Origin of the sequence: Puniceibacterium sp. IMCC21224 (assembly GCF_001038505.1) — a bacterium.
Lineage (GTDB): Bacteria > Pseudomonadota > Alphaproteobacteria > Rhodobacterales > Rhodobacteraceae > Puniceibacterium.
The window spans coordinates 2,263,964-2,282,639 of the sequence record NZ_LDPY01000001.1; the positions used below are offsets into that span (position 1 = coordinate 2,263,964).

At 61.3% G+C, this 18,676-nt stretch carries 16 protein-coding genes; 2 read left to right on the top strand and 14 right to left on the bottom strand.

Features of this window, described 5'->3' with window-relative positions:
• Window positions 1-21: 21 nt before the first annotated feature.
• Genes IMCC21224_RS10460 through IMCC21224_RS10485 form a run of 6 tightly spaced genes read right to left on the bottom strand, consistent with a single transcriptional unit; the run spans window position 22 to window position 7,120 of the window.
• Window positions 22-606: an amino acid synthesis family protein gene (locus IMCC21224_RS10460; protein ID WP_047995302.1), complete on the bottom strand. Its 585-nt coding sequence runs from the start codon at window positions 604-606 to the stop codon at window positions 22-24.
• Entirely contained in the window at window positions 603-1,187 is a 585-nt protein-coding gene (locus tag IMCC21224_RS10465) for an amino acid synthesis family protein (RefSeq protein ID WP_047995303.1), read from the bottom strand. Before IMCC21224_RS10465 ends, IMCC21224_RS10460 begins: the two co-directional genes overlap by 4 nt.
• Entirely contained in the window at window positions 1,180-2,052 is an 873-nt protein-coding gene (locus IMCC21224_RS10470) for a UPF0280 family protein (RefSeq protein ID WP_047995304.1), read from the bottom strand. The genes IMCC21224_RS10465 and IMCC21224_RS10470 overlap by 8 nt, the downstream gene beginning before the upstream one ends.
• Window positions 2,052-3,545: a hypothetical protein gene (locus tag IMCC21224_RS10475; RefSeq protein WP_047995305.1), complete on the bottom strand. Its 1,494-nt coding sequence runs from the start codon at window positions 3,543-3,545 to the stop codon at window positions 2,052-2,054. Before IMCC21224_RS10475 ends, IMCC21224_RS10470 begins: the two co-directional genes overlap by 1 nt.
• Window positions 3,538-6,285 carry a molybdopterin-dependent oxidoreductase gene (locus IMCC21224_RS10480; protein WP_047995306.1) on the bottom strand — a complete coding sequence of 916 codons (2,748 nt, stop codon included), beginning with the start codon at window positions 6,283-6,285 and terminating at the stop codon, window positions 3,538-3,540. The genes IMCC21224_RS10475 and IMCC21224_RS10480 overlap by 8 nt, the downstream gene beginning before the upstream one ends.
• Window positions 6,278-7,120 (bottom strand): xanthine dehydrogenase family protein subunit M, encoded by an 843-nt coding sequence (locus tag IMCC21224_RS10485; RefSeq protein WP_047997030.1) that lies wholly within the window; start codon window positions 7,118-7,120, stop codon window positions 6,278-6,280. The genes IMCC21224_RS10480 and IMCC21224_RS10485 overlap by 8 nt, the downstream gene beginning before the upstream one ends.
• A gap of 483 nt (window positions 7,121-7,603) precedes the next feature.
• Between IMCC21224_RS10485 and IMCC21224_RS10490 the strand changes: the two genes are divergently transcribed.
• Window positions 7,604-8,779: an amidohydrolase family protein gene (locus IMCC21224_RS10490; protein WP_156178231.1), complete on the top strand. Its 1,176-nt coding sequence runs from the start codon at window positions 7,604-7,606 to the stop codon at window positions 8,777-8,779.
• Window positions 8,780-8,880: 101 nt separating this feature from the next.
• Here IMCC21224_RS10490 and IMCC21224_RS10495 read toward each other — a convergent pair whose 3' ends face one another.
• The 7 genes from IMCC21224_RS10495 to IMCC21224_RS10525 all read right to left on the bottom strand — a co-directional run bounded on the left by IMCC21224_RS10495 (window position 8,881) and on the right by IMCC21224_RS10525 (window position 16,631).
• A complete protein-coding gene (locus IMCC21224_RS10495; RefSeq protein ID WP_047995308.1) occupies window positions 8,881-9,663 on the bottom strand; it encodes a carnitinyl-CoA dehydratase in 783 nt (260 codons plus the stop codon).
• A gap of 115 nt (window positions 9,664-9,778) precedes the next feature.
• Entirely contained in the window at window positions 9,779-11,797 is a 2,019-nt protein-coding gene (locus IMCC21224_RS10500) for an acetate--CoA ligase family protein (protein WP_047995309.1), read from the bottom strand.
• A gap of 135 nt (window positions 11,798-11,932) precedes the next feature.
• Window positions 11,933-13,093, bottom strand: a complete 1,161-nt coding sequence (locus IMCC21224_RS10505) for an acyl-CoA dehydrogenase family protein (protein WP_047995310.1) — start codon at window positions 13,091-13,093, stop codon at window positions 11,933-11,935.
• A gap of 1 nt (window position 13,094) precedes the next feature.
• On the bottom strand, window positions 13,095-14,504 hold the full coding sequence (locus tag IMCC21224_RS10510) for a carnitine 3-dehydrogenase (RefSeq protein WP_047995311.1): 1,410 nt from the start codon (window positions 14,502-14,504) through the stop codon (window positions 13,095-13,097).
• The gene (locus IMCC21224_RS10515) at window positions 14,501-15,262 is read right to left on the bottom strand and encodes an SDR family oxidoreductase (protein WP_047995312.1); all 762 of its coding nucleotides are present in this window, start codon (window positions 15,260-15,262) and stop codon (window positions 14,501-14,503) included. The genes IMCC21224_RS10510 and IMCC21224_RS10515 overlap by 4 nt, the downstream gene beginning before the upstream one ends.
• Window positions 15,259-15,720, bottom strand: coding sequence for a lipocalin (locus tag IMCC21224_RS10520; protein WP_047995313.1), 462 nt, complete (start codon window positions 15,718-15,720; stop codon window positions 15,259-15,261). Before IMCC21224_RS10520 ends, IMCC21224_RS10515 begins: the two co-directional genes overlap by 4 nt.
• Window positions 15,717-16,631 carry a 3-keto-5-aminohexanoate cleavage protein gene (locus tag IMCC21224_RS10525; protein ID WP_047997031.1) on the bottom strand — a complete coding sequence of 305 codons (915 nt, stop codon included), beginning with the start codon at window positions 16,629-16,631 and terminating at the stop codon, window positions 15,717-15,719. The genes IMCC21224_RS10520 and IMCC21224_RS10525 overlap by 4 nt, the downstream gene beginning before the upstream one ends.
• Before the next feature lie 72 nt (window positions 16,632-16,703).
• On the opposite strand from IMCC21224_RS10525, the gene IMCC21224_RS10530 reads away from it, so the two are divergent.
• Complete coding sequence (locus IMCC21224_RS10530) at window positions 16,704-17,693, top strand: GlxA family transcriptional regulator (protein ID WP_047995314.1); 990 nt, start codon at window positions 16,704-16,706, stop codon at window positions 17,691-17,693.
• Between the two features lie 210 nt (window positions 17,694-17,903).
• Here IMCC21224_RS10530 and IMCC21224_RS10535 read toward each other — a convergent pair whose 3' ends face one another.
• Window positions 17,904-18,638, bottom strand: a complete 735-nt coding sequence (locus tag IMCC21224_RS10535) for an RlmE family RNA methyltransferase (protein ID WP_047995315.1) — start codon at window positions 18,636-18,638, stop codon at window positions 17,904-17,906.
• Window positions 18,639-18,676 lie beyond the last annotated feature (38 nt).

Genomic DNA, 18,676 nt, shown 5'->3' on the forward strand with positions numbered 1-18,676 from the left:
TAGGCGCGACTTTATTCGTACCTAACGCAGCCCGTCTTTGCCTTCAGCCTCGGCATGGGTCAGCCCGCCGACACGCGGTAATGGGCGCCCGGAATCGGTCACGGCCACAGCGACCATGATTTCATTCGCACGCGGGGAATCGTTCAGGCGTACTTCGATGCCGTCAAAATGGCTGCGCACATATGCGGCATCCTTGTGCCCCAACGGCACGTCCAGAACCTGCCCCGGCCCGCCCATCTTTTTTGAGGACGGCACCAGAGCCGCCCCTTTTTCCACCGCTTTGCGCAAAGGTGCGCCAAGTTTGGGATGCAGGATTGCTGCGGCGTGTTCCAGTTCACCATTTTCGCCAACCATCGCGGCCTTGCCATAGCTTTCCGCCTGCGCCGAAGTGATTCCCAGCGCCGCGACACAGCGGTCACCCAGCAAGCCACCCAGTTCCGCACCAATATCCATCAGCGGTGCCAGATCTTCGGTGTAACTGCCCGCAAAGGGGTTGGTGATGACCGCCACGGCCACCGCTTTGCGCGTCGGAGGAGAGATGTCGCGCCCGATCTCGCGATGCGTTTCTTCGACCCAGACGGCGATCTTGCGAATTTCTGCGCTCATCTCAATCCATCCTCACCCTTGATGGCGTCTGCCGCCAAACCGCCCATACGCGCGTGGACCCGCGCACCCGTTGTCATCACCAGCACAAAGACCAACTCGTCCGCGCGGGGGGAATCGTTCAGACCCACTTCCATCGAATCGAAATGGCTGCGCACATATGAGGCGTCGATATGGGTGATCGGCACGTCCAGCCGGGTGCCCACCGCACCAACCTTTTTCGCCGAGGGGACAATCGCCTTGGCCCCGCCCAGCACGTCGCGCATGGCATAGCCGCCGGGCGCGTGCCACAGCGCGCCATGCTCAATCTCGCCTGCGGCACCGACGATCGAGCCTTTTCCATAGCCCTGCACCACCTTGGGATCACCGCCCAGCATGGTTACCAACCGCTGCGCCAGCTCAAGGCCCAGCGGTTCGAGATCCTTCATAAACGATTGCACGTCTTCGACATAGCTGCCGGCAAACGGGTTCTTGATCACCGCCAACGCGGCGGCGCGGCGCACCGGGGTTTCGGCGCGCGGGCCGCCTTCGTGATAGATTTCTTCCAGCGCGGTGGCGATCTTGCGGATCTCGACGTCAGGCATGCTCAGGGGTCTTTCCAGTTATGGTCAGGTCTTGTTCAATTTTGTGGCGCGGCAGGCCAACGCTGCACATGGCACCACGCAGAAACAGCGCCGCACCGGCGATCAGCCCGCGGTCGGCCAGATCCTGCGCCCGGCGGGTCCCGTGATCAAGGGCTGTGTCGATCTCGGAACGGGATAATGCGCCCACATGGGTCACCGTCAGGCGATGGCCCAGGTCACTGTCGGGGTCACGGTCTTGCGCTGGAACGCGGGCAATCGCGGGGTGCCCGGGCAAGTCAACCGCGTTGGCGATCAGCGTCGCCGCCACATCCGCCTGCGCCGCGGTTTGTGCCAGCACCGTCACGGAATCCGCGATGCCCAGCGACAGGCTGCGCCCGCCCTGCCCGCTGGTCGCGATGCCGCGCCACGGGTCCGTTGCTGTCAGCGTCAACTCTCCGAGCGACCGCCCCGCAGACGCGGCCATCGCCACGGCAAAGCGTGCGTCCCCCATAAGGTGCAGCGCGATATCCCCGCCGTTGTTCACATAGGCGCGGTATAGCGGCACCGCATCGGTCATGGCGGCCAGAACCGTTTCAGCCACTGCGCCGGCAACCGCCGCCATCGGGGTGACAAAGCCGTCCGCTGCATGGGGTCTGACAGCCGCAACCATCCGGCGGGCAATTGCACCGTTCAGGTCCGGTCCGACGTTGCTGCGCAAAAGCGGCAGTTCTGGCACCAGTTCGGACAGAATGGTGGCAAAGCGCCGCTCAGCCGCTGCAAAAGCGTGTTCCCGCGCGCCGGCTTCTCCTTCGGCCCCGATGACCAGATCAATCGGGCCATGGTGCAAATGCAGGCGGGTGCCGTTGGACAGACGGGCCGATTGCATCAGCCTCGGCCCCTCGGTCGGCTGGGCCAGCGATAGTTCTGCCGGGCATGAGGATCCGGCTGACTGTCATTGGGCAGCAGTTTGCGGATAGTTGGGCTAAGCACCGTATCGAGCGGCTGAATATGGTCCGAATGCCCGCCAAGCGCGCTGTAATCCGACGCCCGCAGCGTGAATTCGATCGGTGCAACCAGCGCAGGCGTCGGCACGTAGCCAAAAGAATTTGTTGGCATTTCCATCACATCCGCCATCACGGTTATGCCGCCACCGGGCCAGACATAGGCCTCGGCCCCGCCGCAGGACACATAGGTCAGCGCATCCTTGACTGACCGCGTGAGACGCACCGGATTTTCCGTCACGCCAGCCCGCAGACTGCCGCCCGCGCCGCCCATGAACAAAACCGAACACAGCGACGGTTCGCAATTTTCAGCGATGCGTTCCGCCACAGCCAGCAGCGGTGGCGAAATTTCGGCAGGTTGCGGTTGCAGATCATCGTCCAGCACAAAATAGGCCCATTGTTCGCCGGTGGTCGAAATCATCAGCAGCCGCAGTCCCGGCCAGGCCAGCTTGGGATCGGCGGGTTTCAGGATCGTCAGTGGATCCTGCACATTGGTGCCACCCCATCCAGTACCGGGTTCGGCCACCTGAAAATAGCGCCCCGGCGTAGATCGACGGCCTTTGACCTTGATCCCCGAGGCCCGCATATCCAGACCGCGCCCGGCTTCGTGTTCGCTAAGGACACCGGTGATGTGATCGTCGACCACAACAACCTCGTCGACATGGCCGTACCATTGTTTAGCAAACATGCCGATGGTGGCAGAGCCACAGCCGACGCGCATCAGTTTCTCCGGCTCACCGTTGATCACCGGCGCCTGCCCGGCCTGCACGATCAGTTCCACACCTTCGTCGATCTGCATGGTCACCGCTTCGCGATTGCATAGGCGCAGCAGTGCGTCGCAGGTCACGCGGCCCTCTTTCTTGGACCCACCCGTCAGGTGTTCAACCCCACCCAGTGACAGCATTTTTGAGCCATATTCCGATGTCATGACATGGCCGATCGCCTCGCCATCGACGCGCACGATGGCGCGTTCGTGACCGATGTGCCGGTCGGTGTCGATCTTAACCTTGACGCCGCAATAGCTGAAAATGCCTTCGGTCACGACGGTGACCATATCGACGCCATCGACCTCTTGGCTGACGATAAACGGCGCGGGTTTGTAATCGGGATAGGTGGTCCCGGCCCCGACAGCCGTGACAAACTGGCGATGGCCCTGAATCACGTCGCCGTCCCAGTCCTGCGCATTTTCGCCCCGGTCCAGAAAGGCCACGGCAGGCACGCCGCGTTCGATCACGGTCAGCGGGTCCAGCCGCACGAGTTCGCCGCCATGGTTGGCGTAGCGGTCACATGCACCGGATTTTCCGTCAGCGATGTAACACATCACCGGGCAGGCGTCGCAGCGGATCTTTTCAGATTTGGGGGATGCGTCTTCAGGCATGTCCAGCCTCCTTGAGGGCAGCGCGCACCCGCGCCGGGGTGGCGGGCACACGAGTGATGCGCGCACCGGTGGCATTGCGGATCGCGTTAAGGAGCGCGGGGGCTGTCGGGATCAGAGCGTGCTCGCCCAAACCCTTGGCACCGTAAGGTCCATGGGCGTCAGGTTCTTCGATGATCACGGTGTCGATGGGCGGGATATCCCCGATGGTCGGGATCAGGTAGTCGTGCAGGTTCTCGGTCCGCCCTGGCACAAATTCCTCCATCAATGCCATGCCAAGGCCCTGCGCGACACCGCCCTGTACTTGCCCTTCGACCAGCAGCGGGTTGATCGCCTGACCGACATCATGGGCTGCCACGATGCGTAGCGTGCGAACAGTCCCCAGCGCCAGATCAACCTCGACCAGGGCCAGATGCGCGGCATAGCCGTACTGGGCGTAGGGATCGCCCTGCCCGTTTTCGTCCAGCGGTTTGGTGGGCGGATCATAGCTTTCTTGGGCGCGCAGGGTGTATCCTTCGGCGTCGGCGCTAAGTGTGCTGAGGTCGATCAGATGCGTCTGCCCTCCGTCAACGATGCTGATCGTACCCGCTGCCACACGCAGCTCTGCTGCGTCTGACGCATTGACCCGACGCAGGATATCAGCACGCAGCGCTTCCCCCGTCAGCCGCGCGGCATTTCCGGACACAAAGGTCTGGCGCGAGGCGGATGTTTTACCCGCATCCGGCGTGTGGTCTGTATCAGCATCAGCACGGGTGACAGCCATCACCGACACACCCAAGGCGCGGGCGAAAATCTGCGTGATCACAGTGTTGGAGCCCTGCCCGATATCCATCGCCCCCTGATGCAGCACGATGGTGCCGTCGGCGCGGATTCCGGCCTTGAAGGTTGACGGGTTCGGCAATGAGGTATTGCCACAGCCATACCAGCCCGCCGCAATTCCGACGCCGCGCTTCACCGCTTGGTTTTCGGCGTTGAATGCCGCGCAATCCGCCTGCGCCTGTTGCCAGTCGGCACGCAGCGCGGTCAGGCATTGGCGAATGCCAACACCCTGCGCAAAGGTCTGGCCGCAGATCGTCGGCACGTCGTTGTCCAGTGCGTTGAGTAGCCGGAACTCCAGCGCATCCATCCCCAGCTTGTCCGCCAACTCGTCGAACAGGCTTTCCTGCGCGATGGCCGATTGCGGCACACCAAAGCCGCGAAACGCACCTGACGGCGGGCAATGGGTGTAGATCGCCCGCGATTTGGCGTGATAATCCGCAACCCGGTACGGTCCAGACGCATGGATCGGAACCCGGTTGGCCACGGTCGGGCCCCAGGACGCATAGGCCCCGGTATTGAAATCCCCCTGAAACGCCATGCCGCTCAGCCGCCCATCAGTGGTGGCCCCCACGGACATGGTGATGCTGGCCGGATGGCGTTTGGTTGTCGATTGCATCGATTCAACACGGCTGTAGGTCAAACGCACGGGGCGCCCGGTCTTGATCGCCGCCAGCGCAAGGAAGGGCTGGACCGATACGTCAATCTTAGAGCCAAAGCCACCGCCAACCGCCGTGGGAACAATGCGGATCTGGTCGCGCGGCAGATCAAGGATGCGCATCAGCGCGTCCTGATCCATTACCGGGGCCTGAGTGCAGGCCTGCACCACGACCCGTGTGCCGTCCATATAGGCGAACCCGGCCTCGGGTTCGATATAGGCATGTTCGACAAAGCCGGTTTGGAAACTGCCGCTTACCGTGATATCGGCCCGCACCAACGCGGCCTGCGCATCACCACATTGGACAAATCCACCGCACATGATGTTCTGCGCATGCCCCGGATGCAGCAGCGGCGCACCGTCGGCCAGCGCCTGCGGGACATCCATCAGCGCTGGCTTTTCAGTCCAGGACACGGGAAATGATGCAATATCAAATTCTTGCACGGCATCAGAAGTCAGAACAACTGCCGCGACAGCCTCGCCCCGGAACCGACACGTCGTTTCAGCAAAGACCGGCTGGTCAATGAACCCCGGAATAACCCCAAAGAGGTTGGTGCCGGGAATATCTTTGGCTGACAGAACTGCCTCGACCCCGGGCGTCGCGCTTTGCCACGCGTCCAGATCGCCGAACACAAATTCCGCGTGGGCAAACGGCGACCGGATGATCCGAAGCACCTGCGCGTCCTGCACCGCGACATCATCGCCAAAGCGTTCGCGGCCCGTGACTTTGTCCAGCCCGTCGAGGCGGCGGATCGTGGTACCAACGTCGCCGGACCCCTCGGCCAGCACCGGACCATGCGCGCCAACCACGGCGTCAATGATCTTGCGATAGCCAGTGCAACGGCACAGCACTCCGCCAAGCGCATTCTGCACCTGATCCACATCTGGCTGTGGCACAGCCCGCAGCAACGCCACGGCGGACACCATCATGCCCGGCGTACAGATGCCGCATTGCGCCGCCTGATGCGCCTGAAAGCTTTCTATAAGGGCAGCGACATTTTCGTCCTTGCCCCGCACCAGCCCGGCCAGCGTTTCGACACGTGCGCCCATGGCCTGTTGCGTCGGCATCAGGCAGGCACAAACCGGCGCGCCATCCACCAGCACCGTGCAGGCACCGCAATCACCGGCATTGCAGCCGACCTTGACATCACGACTGTCAAGCCGCTCGCGCAGGGAATGCGACAGTCGCTCGCCGGGGATTGCCTCGACTTCGACCATTGTGCCGTTCAGCTCGAACGCCGTCACGGACCAGGACAGGGATTTATCCATCAGCATTCTCCTTTATGGCCAGATGCACCGCGCGCACGCAAAGCTCGGATATCGTTGAAAGCCGGTACTCGGCCGTGCCCCGCATGTCTGTGATAGGTGCCAGCGACGCCAGATGCGCAGGCTGGATGCGCGCGGCGAAGTCGTCCGCCGCAGCGCCCGTCAGTGCAGCCTCTAGCGCATAAAGCCGCTGCGCCACTGCTGAACAGGCCCCAACCGCAATGCGAGCCGAAGCAATCCGGCCCTCTCGCATCTCGACAATGGCAGCCACCATGGCGATTGAGATCACCAGATACTTGCGCGAACCAAGCTTGAGAAACGCGCCCCGCGCAGATGTAGGCTGATCCGGCACAAAGACGCCTGTCACCAGTTCGCCAGGTTGCAATGCGGTTTGGCGCACCCCCTTTAGAAAATCATGCAGCGGCAGGCTGCGCACGCCATTTTTCGACGCAATCCGCACTTGCGCATCCAGCGTCAGCAGTGGTGGCACACCATCCGCAGCGGGCGAGGCGTTGCAGATATTGCCCACAACGGTGCCCGCGTTCTGGATCTGGATCGACCCGACCTCACGTGCCGCAGCACGCAAACCACCAAAGAATGACGGCAATTCCGCGCGCAAGATGTCGCTCCAGCGGGCGGTGGCCCCGATGATCCAACCTCCGTCGATCTTCGACACCCCACTCAGGCCCGCAAGCCGGGTAATATCCAGGATATCGCCCGTGGCCGCACGATCCCCGCGCGAGGGAAACCAATCCGTGGCCCCGGCGACGATAGACACGCTGCCCCCGGCCAGAGTGTCCAGCGCCACATTCAGATCGGTCGGAGCATGGTAGGCCATCATCCCTCGCTTTTTTGTATATTTCCGCGGCTCGCCGGATACGGTTCGCTGAGTCTGTGTAATTTCGTTTGTATACGAATAGAAGTCTCTTGCCCCCATTCTGTCAAACCCTAAATCACGGTGGTGCAAAATCCACCCGGCAGCACATGTCAAAAAGCGCTTTGTTGACCACAAATGCGGCGGGTTTGGCGCTGGCCGCTTACGCACGGCCGAATTCTTTGGGCGCATGGGCTGGTATCGGGTACCCTGGCTGCGTATCCGCAGATGTGGATCAGAACATTTCTGCACCAGAGTCACGGCTCGGACCAGTGGCGCGGCAGGGGCAGCGGCGGGACTTTGAAACATCTAACTCTCTCCGGCCAACCATATTGTTAGTGCACAAATAATTATCCCCTCAACAAAAGCGCCCAACAACAGATACTGATCACCCTTGATCCGCCAAATATTCCTGTTAGCGTTCAAATGAAACATGAGGGACACGACATGGCAGACAATCAGCAGAAACTAGTCATCCGGAACATCGGCCTGATGCTGTCGGGCAAGATCGAAGAGCCAATCCTCGACGCAGACTGTATTATTGCACTGGATGGCAAGATCAGCGCCTGGGGGCGTGAAAAGGATCTGGATACCGAGGGGGCGACAACCCTGATTGATGCCAATGGCGTCACGCTCGCCCCCGGGCTGATCGACAGCCATATTCACCCGGTGGTCGGCGACTACACCCCGCGCCAGCAGCAATTGCATTGGATCGACAGTACCCTGCATGGTGGCGTTACGACGCTGATTTCCGCCGGCGAAGTCCATATGCCAGGACGCCCCAAGGATATCGTCGGGCTGAAGGCGATGGCGATTGCGTCGCAGCGCTGGTACGAGAACTTTCGCCCATCCGGGGTCAAGGTTCATGCCGGCGCGCCAGTGATCGAACACGGGCTGGAAGAGCAGGATTTCAAAGATCTGGCCGACGCCGGTGTCAAACTGCTGGGCGAGGTTGGGCTGGGGTCGGTCAAGGACGGCAAGACCGCGCGGCAAATGGTCGAATGGGCACGTAAATACGGCATTCAAAGCACGATTCACACTGGTGGCCCGTCAATCCCCGGCTCTGGCCTGATCGACGCGGATATGGTTCTTGAGACCGGAACAGATGTGGTCGGGCATATCAACGGTGGCCATTCCGCCCTGCCCGATGACCAGATCATTTGCCTTTGCGAAAGCTGCACAGCGGCGCTGGAAATCGTGCACAACGGCAATGAACGCGCGGCCCTGCTGACCTTGAATACCGCGCGCGAGTTGGACAAACTGGATCAGATCATTTTGGGTACGGATGGCCCTGCAGGTTCGGGGGTGCAGCCACTCGGGATCTTGCGAATGGTTGCGATGTTGTCGTCACTCGGAAATATTCCGGCCGAGATCGCGTTTTGCTTTGCCAACGGCAATACAGCGCGTCGCCGCGAGTTGGACACCGGCCTGATCGAAATTGGCATGGCCGCCGATTTTGTTCTGATGGACCAGGCGCAGCACGCCCCCGGAAAATCTATGCTCGAGTCGGTACAATACGGCAACCTACCCGGCGTCGGGATGACGGTAATCGACGGCGTAGTCTGTAGCCAGCGCAGCAGAAACACACCACCCGCCTGGCGATTGCCATCGGTGGTGAGCTAAAGCCGCATCGTCCTATCCGCTCCATGGCAACCAGACGCGACCCAAAACTGTCACGTAAGGTTATGGGTCGCTTCATTACATTGCACGGCCTGCCCGGACGGTTATTTTCCCCGCCAAACCGGATCGCGCTTTTCAGAAAAGGCCCGCGCGCCTTCAAGTTGATCCTCGGAGCTATAAAGCGCATCCACTGTCGGGAATTGCCGCTTGGTGATCCGGTTCATAGCATCCTGAAATGTCATGTCCTCGGCCTGGCGCACCACCTCTTTGATCGCGGCATAGACCAGTGGCGGCCCAGACGCGAGCCGATCCCCCAGGTTCCGGGATTCGGTCATCAAATCTTTGGCCGGGTAAAGATGATTGACCAAACCCCAGCGGGCCGCTTCCTCGGCGTCGATCCAGCGTCCGGTCAGCAGCATTTCCATGGCGATATGATAGGGAATACGCTTTGGCAGCTTGATGCTGGCGGCATCGGCCAGGGTGCCGGACCGGATTTCAGGCAGGGCGAATGTTGCGTGATCGGCAGCCAGAATGATATCTGCGGACAGTGCCAGCTCTAGACCGCCACCGCAGCAGATTCCGTTCACCGCCGCGATGACCGGTTTGTTCAGGTCGCGCAATTCCTGCAGTCCGCCAAAACCACCTACACCATAATCGCCATCAACAGCATCGCCGTCCGCAGCCGCCTTGAGATCCCATCCGGGGCAAAAGAACTTATCTCCGGCACCCGTGACGATAGCAACGCGCAAGGTCGCATCGTCGCGAAAATCGCGGAACACGTCGCCCATCAGACGACTGGTCACCAGGTCAATTGCATTGGCCTTTGGCCGATCCAACGTCACCTCGAGCACCGCACCGCGTCGTTCCGTACGTACCGGACCAGTCATTTATCTCTCCTCACAGCTGTATCTGAGTCTGGGTCAGGGCTTTGGGTGGCGCCAGCGGCAATGACCGCGCGACGCCCATAAATCGAAACGTCCAGCAAACGCACACCCACTTACTTTAGTCGGCAATCCTGATGATCGCGTCCACTGCAACCGCACGGTTCGGACCGGCAATCAGCGGATTGATCTCAACCTCCGTGACGCAACCGTCTTGCGCGATAACATAGTCCTGTATCGCCAAAACAGCATGTTCGACCGCTGCGATATCGACAGGATCCGCCCCACGATAGCCCGACAGCCGTGGCGCGATTCGCAAACGACCAAGGGCCGCGCGGATATCGGCGCCAGAAATCGGCAACAGCAAGGATTGCGTATCGCACCAAAGCTCGGTCAATACGCCACCGGCCCCAAGCGTCAGGACATAGCCATGCGCCGGATCCGCGACGACCCCGATCAACAGCTCAACACCCGGCGGCACCATTTCCTCGACCATGAACGCCTGTCCGCCCATGGTCAGGGCCGCAGTTTGCACCGCATCGGCACCGCGCAGATTCAGTATCACGCCGCCGGTGTCGGATTTGTGCGCGATTCCGCGCGCTTTCAGTGCGACCAGACCCATGTTGGCCGCCGCCTGTGCCGCGGCTTCGGCACTATTCGTCACCGCGTTTTGCGGAATATCGAGGCCATATTCAGCCAAGACGCCTTTCGCCTCCGCCTCGTCCAGCAGACGGGGGGGCGGGCGCGCGACCGCAGGCAACACCGGCGCGGGTTGGTGCCATATTTGTCCCAGCGTGATCACAGCCGACACCGCATCGAGGGCCGTTTCCAACCCGCTAAGTGGGATCAACCCCTTTTGAATCAGGTTCTGCGCGATTTCTTCGGGCATGGTGTCGGGCAGACTCGACACAAGCGCCAGCGGCATCCCGACCCTTGACCGTGCCTCGGCAGCCGCAGAGATCAATTCGTCCCAGCCGCGCGGTTGACCGCGATCATTGCGGGGAAAATCCACGACCAGGAGCGTCAGCACCGCCGCGCCGCGCATCATATCGGCAAAGACCTGGGCCATATCGTCGATCTGCCCCCAGATGAACGTATGATAGTCCAGCGGATTGCTCAGCGTCACAAACGGCCCGAGTTTCGCGCCCAGCTGGTCAAGCTGCCGATCGCTAAGCGGCGCAAACTTGATTTCGCGCCGGGCGGCGGCGTCGGATACCAGGCTGGATTCACCGCCAGAGCAGGCAAGCGCCGCAATCTGGTTTGCAGGCAACGGGCCGGTGAAATGCAGCAATTTCAATGTTTCCAGCAGCGCATCCAGCGATTGAACCCGCACCATTCCGAGCCGCGCAATCAACGCGGCGGCCCCCGCATCCGACCCCGCCAGCGATGCGGTATGGGACACGGCCGTCGCCCGCGCAGCATCGGATGTTCCGGTTTTGAGCACCACAATCGACTTGCCCAATTTCCAGGCCTGCTCAGCCAGCGTCTCGAACGCGCGCAGATCACCAAAGCCCTCGACGTGCATGCCCAAGGCGGTGACACGTTCATCCGCCAGCAACGCAGCCCCGATCTGCGCCAATCCGGTCTGTGCCTGATTGCCAGCCGTGACCATATAAGCGATGGGCAGGCCGCGCCGCTGCATCGTCAGATTTAGCGCGATGTTGGAACTTTGGGTGACAATCGCAACGCCGCGGGTCACAGGAACCAGACCATGTACATCCGGCCACAAAGACGCCCGGTCCAGCGCATTGACAAAACCGTAGCAATTGGGACCGAGGATCGGCATATCCCCCGCGGCCGCGACCAAGGCCGCGTTCAGGTCGCCGCCATCCGCAACCTCCTTGAAACCGCTTGCAAAGCAGACCGCCCCGCCAGTTCCGCGTTTCGATAGCGCCGCGACCACATCAATCGTCGCGTTCCGGTTCACCCCGACAAAGGCCGCATCCGGAACACCCGGCAACTCTGCGACGCTGCCATAGGCGCGCACCCCGGCCACCATCGCGGCACTGGGATGCACCGGCCATACATTCCAAGCATACCCTATGCTCTGCAACCCCTGGATCACGGCGCGGCACCACGCTCCGCCGCCGATCACGGCAATCGAACGCGGCTTCATCAGACGGGACAGTCGTTGAGTCATGGCAAAGCATCAGCCTTTGGGACGCGCGGTATTCGCCGACGGCGCGGTTTTGACAAGATGAAGCAAAGGGTTAGCTCATCCAATGCATCTATGCGTGGAAAACCGACCAGCGCAAGGGCCAGAGCGCGGAAACCGCTATGCGCCGAGGGGGCGCAGCAATTCGCGACTGATAATGTGGCGCTGAATCTCGGATGTGCCGTCCCAAATCCGTTCAACCCGGGCGTCACGCCAGAACCGGGCGATGGGCAGGTCGTCCATCAACCCCATACCACCATGGATCTGCAACGTTGCATCGGTAACGCGCGCCAGCATTTCCGAAGCATAGAGCTTGGCCGAGGCTATCTCTCGATTGGCTGGCAGTCCCTGATCCAGTCGCCAGGCCGCAGCAAGGGTCAGCCAGTCCGCGGCGTCAATTTCCGTCACCATATCAGCCAATTGAAAGCTGACACCCTGGAATTTGCCAATCGGCTGGCCAAATTGCTGACGGTCTGCGGCGTAAGACTGCGCATGGTCAAACACCCGTCGCGCCCGGCCAACCGACATCGTGGCAACCGTAATACGCGTGGCATATAGCCATTCGTTCATCACCGCGAATCCACCGTCAACCGCGCCCAGAACCTGAGCATCCGGTAGGCGACAATCATCGAACTCAAGGATGCAATTGGCGTAACCCTTGTGGCTAACGCTTTGATATCCTGCGCGAACCGTGAATCCCGGATGACCGAGATCGACCAGAAAACAGGTGATCCGCTTTTTCGGGCCATGGGCGGTGTCATCAACCCCGGTCGCGACAAAAACGATAAAGAAATCAGCATGATCTGCGCCAGAGATAAAGTGCTTTGTGCCGTTCAGAATCCAGTCACCGCCATCGCGCCGCGCGGTTGTCTTCATACTGCGCACGTCCGATCCCGCATCGGGTTCGGTCATTGCCAGCGCATCCATCTTTTCGCCGCGCACAGCGGGTTTCAGATAGCGTTCCGCCTGTTCGTCGGTACAGGCCATCAGAATGTTCTGCGGTCGACCAAAGAAATGCGTCAGAGCCATAGAGCCACGGCCAAGCTCGCGTTCCACCAGTGCAAAATCCACGTGGCCCAGACCAGCCCCGCCCGCAGATTCCGGGAAATTGCAGGCGTAGAATCCCAGGTCCAGCACCTTTGAGCGGATCTCCTGCGCAATCTCTTTGGGGACTGAATTCTGGCGTTCTACCAGATCCTCGTGTGGATAAATCTCTCGCTCGACAAAGCTGCGAACGGTATCGACGATCATCTCTTGTTCCGGGGTCAGACCAAAATGCATATCAGGACTCTGCGTGTTGCGCGGCAAGCTGGTCCAGCGCCGCCTGTACCGGCGGCAATGGCGGACAGGATTTTCGGGTTTCCAGGCTGACATGTAGCATAAACTGATCGCATGTTGCCAGAATTTCGTCATCCGATCCGCGCCGCATCTCATGGAAAAGGCCTAGTTTTTTTCCATCCGCCAGTGTCACGCGGGTGGCCACACGGAACACTTCTCCGGCATGGGTTTCATTAAGATAGCGTATTTTCGTCTCAGCCGTGAAATAGCTATGACCGGCCGCGATATAGGCGCGGTCGGCGCCAATATGGGTCATCACCTCTTCAGACGCATCCGAGAACACCTGCCCGTATCGCCCCTCGTTCATGTGGCCGTTCATATCGGTCCAATCCACCGGTACACTGCGGTTCTGGGTGATCAGCGGCACCGTCGCTGTCAGCGGAGCGCGCAGTGTATTTTCGTGCTCGAACAAAAGCTTACCCGCCGCAGCGCCCTGCTGTTTGAGCGCACGCATCATCGCCACAAGGTTGTCGTCGCGCAGACGTTCAAGTTCGCGGATTGTCGCATGGCCCGACTGTGCATCGGACTGCCCGGCAATCAGGTCGACCAGGTCGTCGGTGAATTCGGGAACATCGGTCAGCTTGGTCCAGGGCCATTGCAGGCAGGGACCGAACTGAGCCATGAAATGTTTCATACCCGCCTCGCCGCCAGCGACGCGATAGGTTTCAAACAGGCCCATCTGCCCCCAGCGCAGGCCAAAGCCATAGCGGATCGCGTTGTCTATTTCTTCGGTGGTGGCGATGCCGTCCTTGACCAGCCACAGCGCTTCGCGCCAGACCGCTTCAAGAAAGCGGTCGGCAATATGGGCGTCGATTTCGGCCCGGACATGCAGTGGATACATGCCAATAGATTTCAAGATTTCCTGCGCTTTGACAATGTCTTGTGGCGTGTTCCTCTGGCTAGGGACAAGCTCCACCAAGGGCAACAGATAGACCGGGTTAAACGGGTGCGCGACCATGATCTGTTCCGGTCGGCGCGCACCGTGCTGCAATTCGGACGGTTTGAACCCGGATGTCGATGAACCGATGAGCGCGTCAGTCGAGCAGAACGCCTGAACCTCTTGAAAAACCTTGTGTTTCAGCTCTAATTTTTCGGGAACGCTTTCTTGAATCCAATCCGCCCCGACAACGGTGTCGCTGATGGTGTCGCAAAACACGATCTGTTCGCGCACGGGCATCGGTGTGTCATACAGCATCGGAAGGGCGCGCCCGGCGTTGGCCATGATCGCGTCCATCTTGCGACCGGCCTCGGGATCTGGATCAAAAATGCGCACCTGCCACCCCATAAGGGCAAACCGCGCCGCCCAGCCACCGCCGATCACGCCACCGCCAATAATCGCTGCTGTCTGTGTCATGGTACCAATGTCTCCGTATGTCCGTCGATGGCCAGTGTCTGGCCCGAGATGCGGCGCGCCTGCGGTGAGGCGAGCCATAGAACGCTGTCCGCCACGTCCTGCGCTGTGACCCAACTGCGCAAGGAAACGCCCTTAACATATTGTGTGCGAACAAATTCCTGCGTCTGACTCGAGGCAGCCGCCTCCATCGCCACAACGCGATCCATGCGGTCGCCGTCGACGGCACCGGGACAGATCGCATTGACGCGGATGCCCGCCGGGCCAAGTTCCATCGCCAGCGTTTTCATCAGCCCAATCACGCCCCATTTCGCGGTCGCATAGGGGCTGCGCAATGGATAACCGAACTGGCCCGCGGTCGAGGACGTCAGCACAATCAGGCCCGAACCCTGTGCCCGCATCACCCGCGCTGCCCAGCGGCAGGTCAGGAACGTGCCGTTCAGGGTCACGTTCAGACAGGTCTGCCATGCGGCATAATCCAGATCCTCTATCCGGCCTACCGGACCGCCGGTGCCAGCATTGGCACAAACCACATCAGCACCGCCCCACAAACTTTCGACGGTCCTGAGAAAGGTCTGCATCGCGGCCTCGTCCGTCACATCGGCCACCATCGCGATGTGGTCCGGATGCGCTGACGCATAGCCTGCAATTGCCGCCGCGTCCGAGTCGCAGACGGCAATCTGCGCGCCCTGCCCGGCAAAGGCGTCAGAAATGGCACGGCCGATGCCCGTCGCGCCGCCAGTGATCACAACCCGGCTCACGGCGCCATCACGCGGCTTAGGTCGTAGCCGTACCAATCGAGGATCTCGCGCGCGACCTTCAGTCTGTCCGGGCTGCTGGTTGCTGCCCGGTCCATGATCCAGACGCGTGCCCCCCCAGGATCACCCAACGCTGCCGTGCGGTCGCTGATGTCGATCCAATGGACCCAGAGCGCGCCCTCCTCGGTCTGAAAGCGGCCCTGACCAAGTGACGTGAACGACGTTATCATTGTGCCATCAACGGTCTCAACGCGCAACTGATCCGTCGCGATCCTGATACGCGTCCCCGGTTCCAGCCCCGCTCCTTGCACCACGATCCAGTCACCGGCTAGCCGGTCCGGCGTCGCGTCCAGTTGTGACGCGATCTGCGCCGTCGGATTGCGCAGCGGTACCGGCCCGGCAGGCGGCGGCGCGCTGGCGCACCCTGCCAGCACCAGACATAGCGCAGCCGGAATCCTCATCGTGCCACCGGCGCACGTTTCGTCAGCCCCAAGCGTGTCCGAACCTCGGCCGGGGTCATCACCCTGGCCCCCAGGTTTTCAACGATCCCCACCGCCCGTTCGACCAATTCCGCGTTGGTGGCCAACTGCCCCTTGCCGAGCCAGAGGTTGTCTTCTAGCCCGACACGCACATTGCCACCGGCAAGCACGCTCGCCGCGACATAGGGCATCTGGTGCCGCCCCAGCGCGAAGGCTGAAAAATTCCAATCATTCGGCACGTTGTTCACCATCGCCAGTAAGGTATTGAGATCGTCCGGCGCGCCCCAGGGCACCCCCATACACAATTGAACCAAGGCAGGCGAATCCAGGACGCCCTCCTCCACCAACTGTTTGGCGAACCACAGATGACCGGTGTCAAACGCCTCAATCTCGGGTTTGACGCCAAGCTCGGTCATCATTTGGCCCATGGCGCGCAACATGCCAGGCGTGTTGGTCATCACGTAATCGGCCTCGGCGAAATTCATCGTGCCGCAGTCCAGCGTACAAAGTTCCGGCAAGCATTCAGCGATATGTGCGACCCGCTCGGTCGCGCCAACCATGTCGGTTCCGCGGCCCAGTGGCAACGGCGTCTCAACACCACCGAAAACGATGTCTCCGCCCATGCCGGCTGTCAGGTTCAGAACCACATCCACTTCGGCGTCGCGGATTCGGTCGGTCACCTCGCGGTACAGGTCGAGCCGTCGCGACGGCGCACCGCTGTCAGGATCGCGCACGTGACAATGCACAATGGCTGCCCCGGCACGTGCAGCATCTATCGCGCTGTCAGCGATCTGCTGCGGCGAACGCGGCACATGTGGCGACCGATCCTGCGTGCCGCCCGATCCGGTCACGGCGCAGGTGATGAACACGTCCTTCGACATTTGTAGCGGCATGGTCTTTCCTTTGCTGTTGATGGCAGCATCGGCGCTGGCAGAAACCCGAGCCATGCGCTAACAGCCAAAATCATGCCAAAACAGACAGAACCCACGACACGCCCGATCAAGATCGCCTTTCTCCTGTTCGACCGGTTCTCGAACCTGTGTCTTGCCAATTGTCTGGAACCGATGCGGGCGGCCAACACGTTCGCCCCACACCCGGCCTATCGCTGGCGGTTCCTGACGCCGGACGGTGCGCCGGTCCGCTCAAGCTCGGGGCTGACTGTGTCACCGGATTGCTCGGTGGCTGGAATGACGCCCGTAGACCGGCTGTTCATCGTGGCAAGCTATGACCACCTGGCACATGACACTCCCGCAACGCGCCGCCTGCTGGCTCGCGCGGCAGGACAGTCGCAGCTGGTGGCCGGTCTCGATGCCGGGGCCTGGCTGATGGCGAGCGCCGGATTGCTGCACGGACGACAAGCGACAATCCACTGGGATCTGTTGGACGCTTTCAGCGAACGGTTTCTGCAGGTCAACGTGATCCGCGCGCCACATCTGCGCGACGGCGACCGGCTGACCTGCGCCGGGGCAATGGCCGCGTTCGATATGACCCACAACATGATCCGCACCGATCTGGGACCGGCGATTGCCCTTGATGTCGAAGGATTGTTCCTGACCGACCGCCCCACCCTGCAACCTGCCCCCAAACGCGGTGATGCGCTGGTCCGGCGAGCGTTGGACATGATGCGCACCGAACTGGAAACACCGCTGACGCTTGGGGTGCTGGCCCGTCGGGTGGGCACGACACCGCGCACCCTGACCCGCCGGTGCCAGGCCGCTCTGGGGCTGACACCGGGGGTGCTGTATCGTCACATTCGCCTCTCGGCCGCACGGCAGATGGTCGAAGGATCAAGCAGCAGTATTGCTGAAATAGCTCTGCGCTGCGGCTACGAAGATCCAGCGGCGCTGACCCGTGCCTTTCGCCTGCGCTTTGGCTGCGCCCCCCGGCAAATGCGGCTCAGATCTGCCGCGACCGCACCACAAATTCGCACCGAAAACGCCACAGATCGCATGTAGCATGGTCCTCCGGGGCAAGGAGAGGACGATGCGCCACAACACAGATGCGCTGCGGGCGACGCAGATCAAACGGCTGTTTGCCCTGTATGCGGCGCATATGAATCAGCAATCTGCCGACCATCCGGGCGAATATCGCGTCGTGTCACCCGGATTTGCACGCGATTTTCAGCAACGCGCAATCGCCTCGTTGCGGTTCAGCCCTGAGCCCGATCAGTCGCCCGACCCCAAGCTTCCGCGAAACCCGGTGGCCACGACAAACTTCTCGGAACTATCGGCCCGCGAGGCGGGTGGTTTCACATTCGCAACCTTAACAAAACGCTGCTTGAGCAGCTTCTGAAGCTCACCCTCAGCCCCGCCAGCCAGCACCTTGGCGACAAATGTGCCACCATCTTCCAGCACGTCAAAGGCGAAATAGGCCGCAGCCTCACACAGCGCGATGATCCGCAAATGGTCGGTCTGCTTATGACCGGACGAAGACGCCGCCATGTCCGACATCACCACATCGGCCTTGCCCCCCAGCCATTCCTTGACCTGCTGATCCGCATCATCCTCCAGAAAATCGAGCTGGTGCAGGGTCGCCCCCGCGATCGGCTCAATTTCTTGCAGATCAATCCCCAGAATGGTGCCCACAGCCTTACCGCTACGTTCGCCGAGCGCGTTGATGCGCTTGACGGCGACCTGACACCATCCGCCGGGCGCACACCCCAGATCGACAACCCGTGCTCCGGGCACGAGAAACCGAAACTTTTCGTCCAGCTCCAGAATCTTGAACGCGGCCCGCCCGCGATAGCCTTCGGCCTGCGCTCGCTTGACATAGGGATCGTTCAGCTGACGCTGCAACCAGCGGGTCGAGCTCAGCGTGCGCCCCCGGGCGGTCTTGACCTTGACCTTGAGATCGCGTTGCCCGCGTCCCGAAGTGTTCTTGCCCGTCGGTTCCTTGGCCATGACCTGTGCTTCTTCTCTTCTTAAATACGCAAAACCCG